Source organism: Paracoccus marcusii (genome assembly GCF_028621715.1).
In the GTDB taxonomy this organism is placed as follows: Bacteria; Pseudomonadota; Alphaproteobacteria; order Rhodobacterales; family Rhodobacteraceae; genus Paracoccus; species Paracoccus marcusii.
Genome location: NZ_CP117466.1, coordinates 1,794,292 through 1,808,174, shown reverse-complemented (window position 1 = coordinate 1,808,174; position 13,883 = coordinate 1,794,292). Strand labels below are relative to the sequence as shown.

General features: G+C 69.3%; 12 protein-coding genes. 3 read left to right on the top strand and 9 right to left on the bottom strand.

Annotated elements, in window-relative coordinates:
* Positions 1-2: 2 nt before the first annotated feature.
* The 4 genes from PRL19_RS09015 to PRL19_RS09000 are packed head-to-tail and all read right to left on the bottom strand — an operon-like array spanning position 3 to position 2,957.
* Positions 3-971, bottom strand: a complete 969-nt coding sequence (locus PRL19_RS09015; RefSeq protein ID WP_273742708.1) for a class 1 fructose-bisphosphatase — start codon at positions 969-971, stop codon at positions 3-5.
* Positions 971-1,432, bottom strand: coding sequence for a D-erythrulose-4-phosphate isomerase (derI, locus tag PRL19_RS09010; protein WP_273742707.1), 462 nt, complete (start codon positions 1,430-1,432; stop codon positions 971-973). Before derI ends, PRL19_RS09015 begins: the two co-directional genes overlap by 1 nt.
* Positions 1,429-2,190, bottom strand: coding sequence for a triose-phosphate isomerase (locus tag PRL19_RS09005; RefSeq protein ID WP_273742706.1), 762 nt, complete (start codon positions 2,188-2,190; stop codon positions 1,429-1,431). Before PRL19_RS09005 ends, derI begins: the two co-directional genes overlap by 4 nt.
* On the bottom strand, positions 2,187-2,957 hold the full coding sequence (locus tag PRL19_RS09000; protein ID WP_045982702.1) for a DeoR/GlpR family DNA-binding transcription regulator: 771 nt from the start codon (positions 2,955-2,957) through the stop codon (positions 2,187-2,189). The genes PRL19_RS09005 and PRL19_RS09000 overlap by 4 nt, the downstream gene beginning before the upstream one ends.
* A gap of 132 nt (positions 2,958-3,089) precedes the next feature.
* On the opposite strand from PRL19_RS09000, the gene tkt reads away from it, so the two are divergent.
* A complete protein-coding gene (tkt, locus tag PRL19_RS08995; RefSeq protein WP_273742705.1) occupies positions 3,090-5,114 on the top strand; it encodes a transketolase in 2,025 nt (674 codons plus the stop codon).
* A gap of 116 nt (positions 5,115-5,230) precedes the next feature.
* Here tkt and PRL19_RS08990 read toward each other — a convergent pair whose 3' ends face one another.
* From PRL19_RS08990 to PRL19_RS08970, 5 genes are read right to left on the bottom strand one after another with little or no spacing between them, the layout of a single operon-like run.
* Positions 5,231-6,184: a sugar-binding transcriptional regulator gene (locus PRL19_RS08990; protein WP_148910494.1), complete on the bottom strand. Its 954-nt coding sequence runs from the start codon at positions 6,182-6,184 to the stop codon at positions 5,231-5,233.
* Positions 6,184-7,332: an iron-containing alcohol dehydrogenase gene (locus tag PRL19_RS08985; RefSeq protein WP_273742704.1), complete on the bottom strand. Its 1,149-nt coding sequence runs from the start codon at positions 7,330-7,332 to the stop codon at positions 6,184-6,186. The genes PRL19_RS08990 and PRL19_RS08985 overlap by 1 nt, the downstream gene beginning before the upstream one ends.
* A gap of 22 nt (positions 7,333-7,354) precedes the next feature.
* The gene (locus PRL19_RS08980; RefSeq protein ID WP_337960251.1) at positions 7,355-8,287 is read right to left on the bottom strand and encodes a sugar phosphate isomerase/epimerase family protein; all 933 of its coding nucleotides are present in this window, start codon (positions 8,285-8,287) and stop codon (positions 7,355-7,357) included.
* Positions 8,284-9,801 carry a glycerol-3-phosphate dehydrogenase gene (locus tag PRL19_RS08975; RefSeq protein WP_273742703.1) on the bottom strand — a complete coding sequence of 506 codons (1,518 nt, stop codon included), beginning with the start codon at positions 9,799-9,801 and terminating at the stop codon, positions 8,284-8,286. The genes PRL19_RS08980 and PRL19_RS08975 overlap by 4 nt, the downstream gene beginning before the upstream one ends.
* Before the next feature lies 1 nt (position 9,802).
* A complete protein-coding gene (locus PRL19_RS08970) occupies positions 9,803-11,362 on the bottom strand; it encodes an FGGY-family carbohydrate kinase (protein WP_273742702.1) in 1,560 nt (519 codons plus the stop codon).
* A 364-nt stretch (positions 11,363-11,726) separates the two neighbouring features.
* On the opposite strand from PRL19_RS08970, the gene PRL19_RS08965 reads away from it, so the two are divergent.
* Positions 11,727-12,380 carry a DUF2291 family protein gene (locus PRL19_RS08965; protein ID WP_217844726.1) on the top strand — a complete coding sequence of 218 codons (654 nt, stop codon included), beginning with the start codon at positions 11,727-11,729 and terminating at the stop codon, positions 12,378-12,380.
* On the top strand, positions 12,377-13,882 hold the full coding sequence (locus PRL19_RS08960; protein WP_273742701.1) for a sugar ABC transporter ATP-binding protein: 1,506 nt from the start codon (positions 12,377-12,379) through the stop codon (positions 13,880-13,882). Before PRL19_RS08965 ends, PRL19_RS08960 begins: the two co-directional genes overlap by 4 nt.
* The last annotated feature ends 1 nt before the right edge of the window (position 13,883 follow it).

Below are 13,883 nucleotides of genomic sequence, written 5' to 3'. Positions count from 1 at the left end.
TGTTATCCTTGAAGGGCGGCGTGAAGCGCGTCGATTTCCTCGGACGCGCCGAAGAACAGCGGGGTGAAGTCATGCGGCCCGCGCGGCACGCGGTCCAGGATCGGGCCATGCCCGTCGGTCGCGCGGCCCCCGGCCTGTTCGATCAGGAAGGCGATGGGCACGCATTCATAGATCAGCCGCAGCCGGCCGTCGCCGTATCCGGGCCGGGTATCGGCGGGGTACAGGAATGCACCGCCCTTCAGCAGGATGCGGTGCAATTCGCCCACGGCGGCGGCCAGCCAGCGCATGTTGAAGTCGCGCCCGCGCGGCCCGTCCCGCCCTGCGCGCAGATCGCGCGCCCAGGCCTGAAGGCCCGGCGCCCAGTGGCGTTCGTTCGAGGCGTTATAGGCGATGGTCGAGGCCTGAGGCTTCAGCCGCAGGTTCTGGCGGGTGACGCGGAAGGCATGGATCTCGGCGTCCCAGGTCGCGACATGGACGCCCGCGCCGGTGGACCAGCCGAAATCAACCGAATGACCGAAGGAGGCGTAGCCCGCCGCCACCGCCGCCCGGCCCGTCCGCTGAAATCCCTGCGGATCGGCGGGCAGGATGCTGAACAGCATCCCCAGGGGCGCGCCGATGCCGATGCTGCCCGAGCCGTCGATCGGGTCGATCGCCACGTCGAAGGCGCCGCCTTCATTCAGCAGGATGATGTCCAGGGCCTCCTCGGACAGGACCTGGCGCACGCCCGCCGCGCGCAGGGCGGCGATCATGTGGTCGTGGGCCGCGACGTCCAGCGCCTTCTGCCGGTCGCCGCTGTCATTGGTGCCGACGATGGCCTCGGGGTCGCCATGCAGGCGCCCCGCCGCCAGCCGCGCGGCCAGGGGCGGAAGCGCGCGCGCGATGGCCGCCACGATGACCGCCGCGCCCTCGCGCGCCAGCACATCGTCCAGCAGCGGCCCCGTCGCGGGCCCGTCCGTCGGCAGGCGCAGCATCACCGGCCCGCGTATTTCGCGCCGACCGCGTCGATGGCGTTGACATTGCCCGCCGACTTGCCGTTGCGGTCGAAGTTCTGGGTCTGCGCCAGCCATGCGTCGGCGATGGTCTTGGCGACTTCGGCCCCGATGACGCGGGCACCCATGGTGATGATCTGCGCGTCGTTCGACAGGGCGGCGCGTTCGGCCGAATAGGTGTCATGCGTCAGGGCGGCGCGGATGCCTGGCACCTTGTTGGCCGCGATGCAGACGCCGATGCCCGTGCCGCAGACCAGGATGGCGCGGTCATAGGTGCCGTCCATGACCTGGCTGGCCACCCGGTCCGACAGGTTGGCATAGAAGGCGTCGGGGCCTTCGTCGGTGCGGCTGATTTCCGAGACCTCAAAGCGGTCCTTGAGGTGGTCGGCCAGAACCTTGGCCAGACCTTCGCCCGCGCTGTCCCCTGCGATTGCCAGTTTCATGCGTTCTCTCCGATGGTTGCGGCGCAGCGCGCCAGGATGTCCAGATAGCCGTTCACGTCCCAGGCCGACCGCCCGATGAACAGCCCGTCGATATGCGGGCAGGCGATCAGTTCCGCGCAGTTGCCCGGATTGACCGACCCGCCGTAGAGGCAGGGCACGCGGCGGCCCAGCACGTCCTGCGCGACCGCGATGATCTCGGCCTGCCGCGCATCGGCATAATCCGATGTCGCGGGGATGCCGTTCGCGCCGATCGCCCAAACCGGCTCATACGCCAGCAGGATCGTGGCGTCGGACCCTGCCACCGGCTCCAAAGCGGCGCGGACCTGCGTTTCCAGCACCTGCGTGGCGCGGCCAGCCTCGCGCTCGGCCAGGGTCTCGCCGATGCAGATCAGCGGGATCAGGCCGTGGCGAACGGCGGCGGCGGTCTTCAGGCCCACGGTCCTGTCCGTCTCTCCGAAATGCTCGCGGCGTTCGCTGTGGCCCAGCTCCACGATGTCCAGCTCGCAATCGGTCAGCATCACGGGGCTGATCTCTCCGGTCCAGGCGCCCGCGTCGTCCCAGTGCATGTTCTGTGCGCCGACCTTGACGTCGGTGTCCGACAGCGCGTCGGCCACCTGGCGGCAGGCGGTGAAGGGCGGGATGACGAAGCGCTGGATGCCCGCGGGCGCGGGCGTGCCGCGCAACCCTTGGGCAAATGTCATCGCCTCGGCCAGGGTCTTATTCATCTTCCAGCTGGTGCCGATCCAGAATGGGGTCATGCGGGGTCCTTTGCGATGGTCAGCGCGATGCCCGCCCGGTCGATCGCGGCGCGATCCTCGGGTGCGGGGGGCGCGTCGGTGATGATGGCGTCGAATTCGGTCAGGTCGGCCAGCGCATGCAGCGCGCTGCGCCCGAAGCGCGCGTGGTTGACCAGCAGCACGCTGCGTTCCGCCGCGTGCATCATCGCGCGCTTGGCCCGGACCGCGTTGTCGTCCATGTGGAACGCCCGCAGTCCCGCCACCGCGGGGGTCGAGATGAAGGCCAGGTCCGCATGCAGACCGGCCAGCGCGCTTTCCGTGACCATGCCGAAAAAACCGTTGAACTTGGCGCTGTAGATGCCGCCAAGCGCGATCAGCGTGACGCGCGGCGCATCCTTCAGCCGCTCGATCACGGCGGCGTTGTTGGTGATGACCGACAGGGGCGCACATTCCGTTAGGCTGGCGCCCAAGAGCGCCGCCATCGAGCCGTCATTGACCATCACGGTCATCCCCGGCTCAATCAGGGCGCGGGCGGCATGGGCCATGCGGATCTTGGCCTCTCCGTCCTGCAGGGCGCGGATGCGGAAATCGCTCTCGAACTGGGTGCCGGCCTCGATGGTGGCGCCGCCGCGGACCTTGCGCAGCAGGCCCGCCTGTTCCAGGTCGTCCAGATCGCGATGGATGGTCATCTTGCTGACCGCAAAACGGGCCGCCAGATCGTCCAGGTCCACGGCGCGTGCCGCGACCAGCAGATCCATGATCGCCTGTCTGCGTTCTTCGCGTTTCACCCAAACCCTCCCCTGGTTCGCCGATTTCATAACATGATCCGCGCACATAACAACACCAACTTTGTGACTTTGTGATTTTTTGTTGTGATGATGACGGCGACGGGTTATGGAGGGCGCGACAGGAGGACCGCCATGCCCTTAGACACCCCCAAAGACCCCGCCATCGCCGCCAAGGCCGATCTGGACCCGCAGAACTTCGCCTTGGCGAACTGCATCCGCGCACTGACCATCGACGCCGTGAACGCCGCCAACAGCGGCCATCCCGGCGCCCCGATGGGCATGGCCGATGCCGCCACCGTGCTGTTCCGCAACCACCTGAAGTTCGACGCGGCCAATCCCGACTGGCCCGACCGCGACCGCTTCGTGCTGTCGAACGGGCACGCGTCCATGCTGCTCTACAGCCTGCTGCACCTGACCGGGTACCAGGACATGACGCTGGATCAGATCCGGAATTTCCGCCAATGGGGCGCGATCACCGCGGGCCATCCGGAATACGGCCATGCCAAGGGCGTCGAGACCACGACCGGCCCCCTGGGCCAGGGCCTGGCCACGGCCGTCGGCATGGCGCTGGCGGAACGCGCGCTGGCCGGAGAGTTCGGCGATGACCTGGTCGATCACCGCACCTGGGTCATGCTGGGCGACGGCTGCCTGCAGGAGGGCATCGGCCAGGAGGCGATCAGCCTGGCGGGCCATCTGGGCCTGGGCAAGCTGATCGTGCTCTATGACGACAACAGCATCACCATCGATGGCCCGACCTCGGTCAGCTTCTCCGAGGACATCCCGGCACGGTTCAAGGCCTGCGGCTGGCATGTCCAGAGCTGCGACGGCCATGACGGCCGCGCCCTGGACGCCGCGATGGAGGCCGCCAAGGCAGAGACGGGCAAGCCCTCGCTGATCGCGATGAAGACGATCATCGGCTTCGGCTCTCCCAACCGCGCGGGCAGCTATTCCGTGCACGGATCGCCTTTGGGCAAGGATGAGGGCGCACTGACCCGCGAGGCCCTGGGCTGGAGCCACGACGCCTTCGTGATCCCCGACGATCTGGGCGCCGAGTGGCGCGAAATCGGCGCGCGCGGGGCCGCCGACCGCGAGGCCTGGGAGGCCCGTCTGGCCGCATCGCCCAAGGGCGCGGCCCTGACGCAGCGCCTGTCGGGCGCCCTGCCCGAGGGCTATGACGCGGCCCTCGCCGCCGCCCGCGACGCGCTCTTCGCCGCGCCCAAGAAGGCCGCGACCCGCAAGGCCAGCCAGATGGCGCTGGAGGCGCTGACCCCGGCCGTGCCCGCAATGATCGGCGGATCGGCCGACCTGACCGGATCGAACCTGACCCGCGTCAAGGCCGTCGACACGCAGTACACGCGCGAGGCGCCCGGCCGCTACATCGGCTATGGCGTGCGAGAGTTCGGCATGGCCGCCGCGATGAACGGGCTGAACCTGCATGGTGGCGTGATCGCCTATGGCGGCACGTTCCTGGTATTTTCCGACTATGCCCGCAACGCGATCCGCCTGTCGGCGCTGATGGGGGTGGGCACGATCTATGTCATGACCCATGACAGCATCGGCCTGGGCGAGGACGGCCCGACCCACCAGCCGGTGGAGCATCTGGCGTCCCTGCGCGCCATCCCCGGTCTGACCGTCCTGCGCCCCGCCGACACGGTCGAGACGCTGGAGGCCTGGGACATCGCGATCCGCAACCGGACCGTGCCGTCGCTCCTGGCCCTGTCCCGCCAGGACGTCCCGCAGCTGCGCACGGAGACCGGGTCCGAGAACCTGACCGCCAAGGGTGCCTATGTGATCCGCCAGTTCGGCGAGGGCCGCGACGTGACCCTGATCGCCACCGGCACCGAGGTCGCCATCGCCGTGGAGGCCGCCGAGGCGCTGGCCGCCGAAGGCATGGCCGTGGCCGTGGTGTCGATGCCCAGCTGGGAGCTGTTCGAGGCGCAGGACGCGGATTACCGCGCCCAGGTGCTTGGCACGGCGCCCCGCATCGCGGTCGAGGCTGCGGGCAAGTTCGGCTGGACCCGCTATGTCGCGACCGAGGACGACGTGATCGGCATGACCGGCTTCGGTGCATCGGCCCCGATCGACCGGCTGTACCAGGAGTTCGGCATCACCCCCGAGGCCATCATCGCCCGCGCCCGCCTGGTGACAGGCCACTGATCCAAAGGCCAAGGCCGCAAGCGGCCTTGCCACGATGCTCCCCACGCGCGCAAAGCGCGCGCGGGGCCCAGCGGCAGCGACCGGGTCGGGGTTTCCCCGACCCGTCCCCGTTTGGGTCACCCCGCCATCAGCGCACGCGCCGTCGCCTCGTCGGTGATCAGCCCGGACAGGCGCCCGCTGTTCAGCACCGCGCGAATGGCCGCGACCTTTTCCGCGCCGCCGGCGATGACCACGATACGCTGATCCTGCCCCCGGTTCAGGTCCACCGACAGCGTCCGCGCGCTCAGCGTCGTGTCCAGCACGCGACCCGTGGCATCGAAGAAATACCCCATCATCTCTCCGACGCCCCCCGCGGCGTTGATCTCGGCGATCTCGCGCGCCTCGATCATGCCGGATGCGACCAGCTGCGCGCCCGCATCAGCCGTGCCCATGCCCACGAAGGTCAGCGTGGCGCTGTTCGACAGATCGAAGATGTCGCGCACGCCGGGCTGGGACAGCAGCACGGCCCGGTCGCCTTCGGAATTGGCAAAGAACGGCACCGGCATCACGAAGGCCTGCGCCCCGGTCTTTTCCGCCAGCGTATGCATCACGTCATGCGGGTTCGCCGCATAATTGCGCGTCAGCCCGCCCAGGACCGCCACGAAGCGCACCGCGCGCGCGTCAAAGCGCGGCATCTGCCGGACCGCCGCCGCCAGCGTCCGGCCATGACCCAGCCCGATGACCCTGTGTGCGCCCCGCTCGATCTCGCGGCGCAGGAAGCCCGCGCCCGCCAGACCCAGGGCACGCAGGGGCATGCCGTCCTCGCCCAGGTCGGGGGCAACCTCGCAGTGGTCCAGCCCATAGCGCGCGCACAGCTGATCCTCCAGCATGGCGCATTCGACGATCTCTCCGTCGATGGTGACCTTGACCACGCCCTCGGCCACGGCGCGGGCGATCAGGCGGTGCGCCTTGACGCCGGGCAGGCCCAGCCGCTTGGCGACGGCAGCCTGAGTCAGCCCGCCCGCGTAATGCAGCCAGGCCGCCCGGATCGCCAGGCTCTGCTCCGGATCGACCGGTCCCCGCCGGGCCATCAGGCGGCGGCCCGCATCAAGGCGTCCAGATCGTCGGCCGACAGGGGCGCCGGGTTGGCCCTCATCGACGACGACGCGGCCGCCGCCTGCGCCGCGGCCTGGCGTGCCGCCGCGTCGATCCCCAGGGCGTCCAGCCCCGGCAGGCCCGCCGCACGGGACCAGTCGGCCAGCAGCGCTGCGGCCTCGGCCACCGATGCATCGGCCCGCCCGAACGCCGCCCCGATCCAGGCGCCCACCTGGTCCAGCCGGGCCGCCAGCGCGCGGTCCGTGACCGCCCGGCGGTTCGCGACCAGCACATGCGGCAGCAGCGTGCCGCAGATCGCGCCATGCGCCGCCCCGGTCAGCCCGCCCAAGGGGCCGGCCAGCCCATGCACCGCGCCCAGCCCCGCATTGGCCAGCGCCAGGCCGCCGCACAGGCTGACCCAGGCCATCTCGTCGCGCGCTTGCGGGTCTTCGGCCTGCATCAGGCGGACCAGCGACGCCAGCCCACGCGGGATCGCGTCGCGGCACAGCGCGTCGGTCAGCGGATTGGCGCGGGTGCAGACATAGGGCTCGATCACCTGCGTGACGGCATCCAGCCCCGAGGCCAGCGTCACCGCGCGCGGACAGCCGTCCGTCAGGGCCGGGTCCACGATGGCCAGCGCCGGCAGCATCCGCGCATCGCGCAGGCTGACCTTGCGGCGCGCCTCGGGGACGCCGATCACGGCGTTGCGGGTGACCTCGGCCCCGGTGCCGGCGGTGGTGGGGATGGCCACGAAGGGCAACGGGGGATGGTCCAGCGGCAGCCCCTGTCCCACGACTTCCAGATGATCCATCAGCGGACGGGTCATGGTCAGGCAGGCCGCCAGGGCCTTGCCCGCGTCGATCACCGCCCCGCCGCCCATCGCGACGACGACCTGGACCTCCGCGCCCGTCCGGACGCCTGCCTCAATCAGGGCGATGTCGGGTTCATGCGGAACGGCGAAGGTTGCGACCGAACAGCCCGCCGCGGCCAGATCGCGAGCCAGCGCCGCGCTGCGGCCCGGATCGCGGCCATGGATCAGCAGGACCCGCCGCCCCAGGGCCGCGACCCGCCCGGCGGCCATCGCCGCCTGCCCCCGGCCGAACAGGATCTCGGTAGCGGTGGCAAAGGCAAAGAGCTGGGGCATGGGGCGTCCTGTCGATGATGGGTCAGATATTCAGCTTATCCGCCCCGGTGTCGATATGCGGCGCCCAGAATGCGACACTTTCGGCGATCTGGGCGATGACCTGCCGGTCGTTCGGGTCGCGTTCCTTGAAGGACAGCTCCAGGCAGATCTCGTTGTCGACCGCGCCGCCCTGGGCCAGCGCCTCCAGCAGGGGTTCCGGCTGGACGCGGCCCTTGGCGTTGAATTCGGCGGTGAAAGGGCGGTGGCCGCCCTTGTCCATCAGCGACTGCTTGATGTGGATGATCGGGCTGACGCGCGGCACGGCGCGGGCCCAGGCATAGGGGTCCAGATCGTCCGGATCGGGGCTGGTGACGTCGCCGTGGTCGATATCGGCCATCATCCACATCGGCACCGCCATGTCGGCCGCGCTCAGCCGGTCCTGCAGCGCCAGGGCGGCCGGGATCGTCTCTCCGAATTCGCGGCCCACGCTCATGGGCTCCCAGAAGACATAGTCCAGCCCGGCGGCCTTCGCATGCTCGGCAACCTCGGCCCAGCAGTCGATGGCGATGCGGATCAGATCCTCGCGCCGGGCCGGACCGTCGTAATCGCGATAGGTGAAGATCGCGAACTGCGTGCCCACCGACCGACCGCCCAGATCGGCGGTGATGTCCGCGAAGGTCTTGAACCAGTCGACATAGTATCGCCGCACATCCGCATCAGGATGGCCGAAATGATTCAGCCGACCATAGGGCCCGGTCATGCCACTGGTGACGCGCACCCCGGTCCGGTCCAGCGCCGCGCGCATCTGCCGGGTCAGGCGGCGGATCACCGGCGCGGGCCAGGAGGGATTGATGAACTCATGCGTCAACTGCAGGTCGCGGATCTGCAGATCCCGCGCGACCGTGTCGATCAGGTCGTCCGGATCGGCAAAACGGTTGACCAGCGGATTGGTGTTCAGCGACAGGGTCAGCATCACGCGATCTCCGGCGCCAGGGTGTCGTCGAACCACGCGGCAAAGGCCGCCTGCTGGTCCTTGGTCAGGTGCAGATAATGCTTGGTGCGCCGGGTCAGGATGTCCTGCGGCGTGCGTGCCCATTCCTTGGCGACCAGATACCGCGCCTCGGCCTCGTAAAGCTGTCCGCCGAAATGGCGTCCCAGGCCCGACAGGGTCATGGCGCCCGCCACGACATCCTTGGTCCGCGCGCCGTACAGGCGGCCATAATGCTGGACCAGCGCGCGCGGCATCCAGGGGTGCAGTTCGCGCTGCAGATTGGCAAAGCTTTCGTAATCGGCATTGGCGATCTCGCCGCCCGGCAGGGTCGCGGTCTCGGTCCAGTCGGGGCCCATCTGCGGGAACACCTCGGTCAGGCGGTGCATGCCGCGTTCGGCCAGTTCGCGAAAGGTGGTTATCTTGCCGCCGAAGACGTTCAGCAGCGGCGCGCCTCCGGTCTTGTCCAGGTCGAACACATAGTCCCGCGTGACCGCCGACGGGTTGCCCTGCCCGTCGTCGAACAGCGGGCGCACGCCCGAAAAGCTGTGGATCACGTCGGACCGGCGCAGTTTCTCCTTGAAATAGCGGTTCACGGCGGCCAGCAGATAGTCGATCTCGGATTCGTCGGCGGTGACGTCCTCGGCCCGGCCGTCATAGGCGATGTCGGTCGTGCCGATCAGCGCCATGTCGCCCTCGTAGGGGTTGATGAAGATCACGCGCTTGTCGTGGTTCTGCACCAGATAGGCGTTGGTCCCCGCCCACCATTTCGGCACGATGATGTGGCTGCCCTTGACCAGGCGCACGTTGCGGGCCGAATTCGACCCCGCCACGCGGGTGATGAAGTCGCTGACCCAGGGACCGGCGCAGTTGACCAGGCAGCGGGCGCGGAACTGCCGTTCCTCTCCGGTGACGGTGTCGCGGGTGGTCACGGACCAGGCGTCGCCCTCGCGGCGTGCCGACACGCAGGCGGTGCGGGTCAGGACGGTCGCGCCGCGCTCCGCCGCATCGACCGCGTTCAGCACCACCAGCCGCGCGTCGTCAACCCAGCAATCGCTGTATTCGAACCCCTTATGGTACTTGTCCAGCAGCGGCGCGCCCTCGGGATCGCGGCGCAGGTCCAGCGTGCGCGTGCCCGGCAGTTTTTTCCGCCCGCCCAGGTTGTCATAGAGGAACAGCCCCAGCCGGACCAACCAGGCGGGCCGGTCGTCGGGGCTGTGCGGCAGCACGAAGCGCATCGGCCAGATGATGTGCGGGGCCGCGGCCAGCAGCACCTCTCGTTCGATCAGCGCCTCGCGGACGAGGCGGAATTCGTAATATTCCAGATAGCGCAGCCCACCATGGACCAGCTTGCCCGAGCGCGACGAGGTGCCCTGCGCCAGGTCGTCCTTTTCGCACAGCACGACCGACAGGCCCCGCCCCGCGGCATCGCGCGCGACGCCCGCGCCGTTGATGCCGCCACCGATCACGAACAGATCGATCATCTCGTGGCCTTGGGTCATCCTACTCTCCTGTCGTGGTGCGGGCCCGCGCCATGGCCGCCCAGACAGGCGGCAGGGCGGCGCGGGTCGCGGCAAAGGCGGGGAACAGCCGCGCATAGGTCGCGGCCAGATGGGAATCGGGGGCCTCGGGGGCGCGCAGCAGGGGCGTGACCCATTCGGCGATGCAGGCGTCCATGTCGCGATAGGCGCCGATGGCCACGGCAGCCATCATCGCGGCCCCCGCGGCCCCGGCCTCGTCGCGGTCGGACACGCGGACCGGCGCGTCCAGCGCGGCCGACAAAATGCGCCGCAGGGCGGGCGACCGCGCCGCCCCACCGGTCAGGCGCAGTTCGGACGGAAGCGGCCCCATCGCGGCGTAACAGTCGCGCATGGCCAGGCCCAGCCCTTCGGCCACGGCGCGCACCAGATCGGGATAGCGATGGCCCGCCGACAGGCCGGTGAACCCGGCCCGCGCCGCAGCATCGACGAAGGGCCCGCGTTCCCCGGCATCCGAGATATAGGGGTGGTACAGGATCTGCCCCGGCGCGGCCTGGCCCAGCCAGCCGTCCAGCCGCGCGACAAGGTCGCGATGCGTCACCGGCTGGCCCATGTCCGACAGGATACCCGCCGCCAACCCCAGTACCCAATCGAGGTTCAACGTCGCCGCCATGTTGGTCTGGACCTGCGTGACCACGCCCGGCACCGGCAGGCATATGACATAGCCCGTGCCCTGATCGTTCAGATGCACCCGGTCGGCGGTCACGGCGCGCAGATGCACCCCGGTCGAGCCGACCGTCGAACAGGCCACGTCGCCCGCCCCACCCAGCACGCCCGCACCCAGCGCGGTCATCACCATGTCGACATAGCCCAGGCTGACCGGCGTGCCTGCCAGCAGGCCCGTCGCCGCAGCGGCATCCGCGGTCAGCGGATGGGTCACCTGTGTGCCATCGATGATCGGCGGCAGCAGGCCGCGCCGATGCGTCAGGCCCAGCGCGTCGATGACCGTGTCATCATAGGCCCGGCTGCGGAAGTTGCCGAAGGTGAAGCTGGCCTCGGACGGGTCTGTCGCCCGAACGCCGGTCAGGTTCAGATACAGCCAGTCCTTGCAATGCAGCGCGACCCGCGCCCCATCCAGCAGGTCCGGATGATGGGCGTCCATATGGGCCATCTGCGCGCCCTGCTGGCAGGTGTTCAGGCCGGTGCCCGTCGCCTCGAACCGGGCGCGGTCCTGGCCCAACCGGCCGACGGTCGGTGCGGCACGCGCGTCCAGCCACAGCCAGGCATCGCCCACCGGGCCGTCGTCTCCGACCAGCCAGGTGCCGTCGCCCTGCCCCGTCACGGACAGCGCCGCGGTCCGCCCCGCTAGGTTCGGGATATGATCGGCTAGCCCGCGCAGCGCGGCGGCGCAATCATCCCAGGTGCGGGACATGTCCTGCGTCGCTGCGCCCTGCGCCCCGGTCGCATAGCGATTCGGCACCGCCGCCGCGCCCAGCTGACGCCCGGAAAGATCGAACCCCACGGCCTTGATGACCGAGGTCCCGGCATCGATTCCGATCAGCACATCGCGCTGCTTGTCCGTCATGATGCCTCCATCCCTTGGCCTCGGTTTATATCACGATGATCGCACAGGGAACGTATTTTTTTACGGACACGGCAATTTATTTCATCTAAGCTGGTCCTGTTCGCGTCCGAAAGGATGCGCGGAATCGCCGCAATCACAGGCCCGCGCCACGCGAATCGACCGGAGGGGAGGCCGGAGCGCATGACGACTTTCGCCAGCACAGGCTTGCGCCCCGCATGCCTTCGCGCCATGGATGCGGCCCGTGCGGCGACCGCCACAGGACAGGCCCCGATGCGCATCCTCTCCGCGAGGTCGATCACGTGAAGTTATCATCAACCATGAGATGTGCGCCCGCCCGCCCCGTGTTCCAGCCAGAGGCAGACCGATGACCGACAGCACCACCGCCCCCCGGGCCCCCGCCGCCAGCCGTCGCGGCCTGATCCTGTCCGTGGCCCTGGGCCTGGCCGTCCTGGCCGCCATCGCGCTGGATACCACCGTGGTGCAGGTCGGCTCCGAGGCAGATGCCCGCCAGCAGGCGTTTTCGCCCGACACCTATGGCACGCAGGAATTCCCGCGCATCCGCGACGCGGTGATCGAACGCGCCGTGCCCGCCACCGACCTGGCCGCGGCCATCGCCGCCGATCAGGACGCGGCCATCGCCGAATACGGCACGCCCGCATCGACCGGCGCCATCATGATGGTAACCGTGACCGGCACCGCCGGAGAGCCGCGGGCCGGGGTCTATCCGCTGACCGTCGAGGGCCTGCCCGAGGATCTGCGCATCCGCGTGCAGACCGGCCCCGCGATCAACGGCACCGACCTGCGCGACGCGCCGGGCGACATCGCCTTCGGCGCCTTCAAGAACCAGATCGAATACCAGGACGCGGGATCGGGCATCAACCGCGCCATGGCGGCCGAGGTGCTGGCCCCCATCGACACCACCGCCCTGGCGGGCAAGCAGGTGACGGTGACCGGGGCGTTCCGGCTGATCAACCCGTCGAACTGGCTGATCACCCCCGTCGCGCTGGAGGTCCAATGAGCGCCCAGGTTGTCCTTGCCGCCCGCAACGTGGCCAAGTCCTATGGTCAGGTCCACGCGCTGAAGGGCGTGAATTTCGACATCCATCGCGGCCAGGTCACCACCCTCTTCGGAGAGAACGGCGCGGGAAAATCCACGCTGATGAAGATCCTGTCGGGCGTGATCCAACCCACATCGGGCCAGATCGTGCTGGACGGCCAGCCGGTGGCCTTCGCCAATGCGAATGACGCGCGCGACCGGGGGATTTCCATCATCCACCAGGAGCTGTCGCTGGCCCCGAACCTGTCGGTGCGCGACAACATCTTCATGGGCCGCGAGATCATGGGCCCCTTAGGCGTCGATTACGCCGAGGAGGACCGCCAGACCCGCGCCCTCATGGATGAGCTGGAGGAGCAGATCGACCCTGCGACCCTGGTCGAGGACCTGCGCCTGGGCCAGCAGCAGATCGTCGAGATCGCCCGCGCCCTGTTGGTGGACAGCCGCATCCTGATCATGGACGAACCGACCAGCGCGCTGTCCGCCAGCGAGGTCGAGGTTCTGTTCAAAGTCATTCGCGACCTGACCGCGCGGGGCGTCAGCATCGTCTATATCTCGCACCACCTGGAGGAGGCGCTGACCATCACCGACCATGCGGTGGTGCTGCGCGACGGGGTGATGACCGCCTATGCGCCGCGCGCCCAGATCGACCTGGAATGGATCGTGCGCAACATGGTCGGCGAGAATTACGACCTGGGCTCGCCCCCGGACAGCACCATGGGCAAGGTCGCCCTGTCGATCCGCGACCTGTCGGTCCCGGACGCCACCGGCCAGGACCTGGTGCGCGGGCTGAACCTGGACGTGCGCGCCGGAGAGATCGTCTGCATCTATGGCCTGATGGGCGCGGGCCGCACCGAACTGCTGGAGACGGTCGCGGGGCGGCTGCGCGCCACCGGCGGCCAGATCGTGCTGGAAGGGCACGAGATCAGCCACCTGTCCATCGGCGAGCGCATCGCCCGCGGCCTGGCCCTGGTCCCCGAGGACCGCCAGCGCGATGGCTTGGTCCAGACCATGAGCGTCGGCCAGAACCTGTCGCTGGCCTCGATCGCGCGGTTCACGCGGGGGCTGTTCACCAGCACCCGCGCCGAACGCGACCTGATCGACGACAGCATCCGCCGCGTGACGGTCAAGACATCGGGCGGCGGCGCCCCCATCGGATCGCTGTCGGGCGGCAACCAGCAGAAGGTCGTGATCGGCAAGATGCTGGCCACCCGGCCCCGCGCGATCCTGCTGGACGAGCCGTCGCGCGGCATCGACATCGGTGCCAAGGCCGAGGTGTTCCGCCTGCTGGCGGAAGGCGCGCGGGCTGGGCTGGCGGTGGTCTATTCCACCTCCGAGGTCAGCGAATGCCTGTCCATCGCCCACCGGATCATCGTCATGCACAAGGGCCGCATCACGGCCGAATTCGACAGCACCGTGTCCAAGGACCGGATCATGGCCGCCTCGGGCGAGTCCGTGGCCGCCTGAC

Coding starts and splice junctions, on each gene's coding strand:
- PRL19_RS09015 (WP_273742708.1), bottom strand. CDS start 971: ATGCTGCGCCTGCCGACGGACGGGCCCGCGACGGGGCCGCTGCTGGAC.
- PRL19_RS08985 (WP_273742704.1), bottom strand. CDS start 7,332: ATGCCCCAGCTCTTTGCCTTTGCCACCGCTACCGAGATCCTGTTCGGC.
- PRL19_RS08990 (WP_148910494.1), bottom strand. CDS start 6,184: ATGGCCCGGCGGGGACCGGTCGATCCGGAGCAGAGCCTGGCGATCCGG.
- PRL19_RS08975 (WP_273742703.1), bottom strand. CDS start 9,801: ATGACCCAAGGCCACGAGATGATCGATCTGTTCGTGATCGGTGGCGGC.
- PRL19_RS08970 (WP_273742702.1), bottom strand. CDS start 11,362: ATGACGGACAAGCAGCGCGATGTGCTGATCGGAATCGATGCCGGGACC.
- derI (WP_273742707.1), bottom strand. CDS start 1,432: ATGAAACTGGCAATCGCAGGGGACAGCGCGGGCGAAGGTCTGGCCAAG.
- tkt (WP_273742705.1), top strand. CDS start 3,090: ATGCCCTTAGACACCCCCAAAGACCCCGCCATCGCCGCCAAGGCCGAT.
- PRL19_RS08960 (WP_273742701.1), top strand. CDS start 12,377: ATGAGCGCCCAGGTTGTCCTTGCCGCCCGCAACGTGGCCAAGTCCTAT.
- PRL19_RS08965 (WP_217844726.1), top strand. CDS start 11,727: ATGACCGACAGCACCACCGCCCCCCGGGCCCCCGCCGCCAGCCGTCGC.
- PRL19_RS09005 (WP_273742706.1), bottom strand. CDS start 2,190: ATGACCCCATTCTGGATCGGCACCAGCTGGAAGATGAATAAGACCCTG.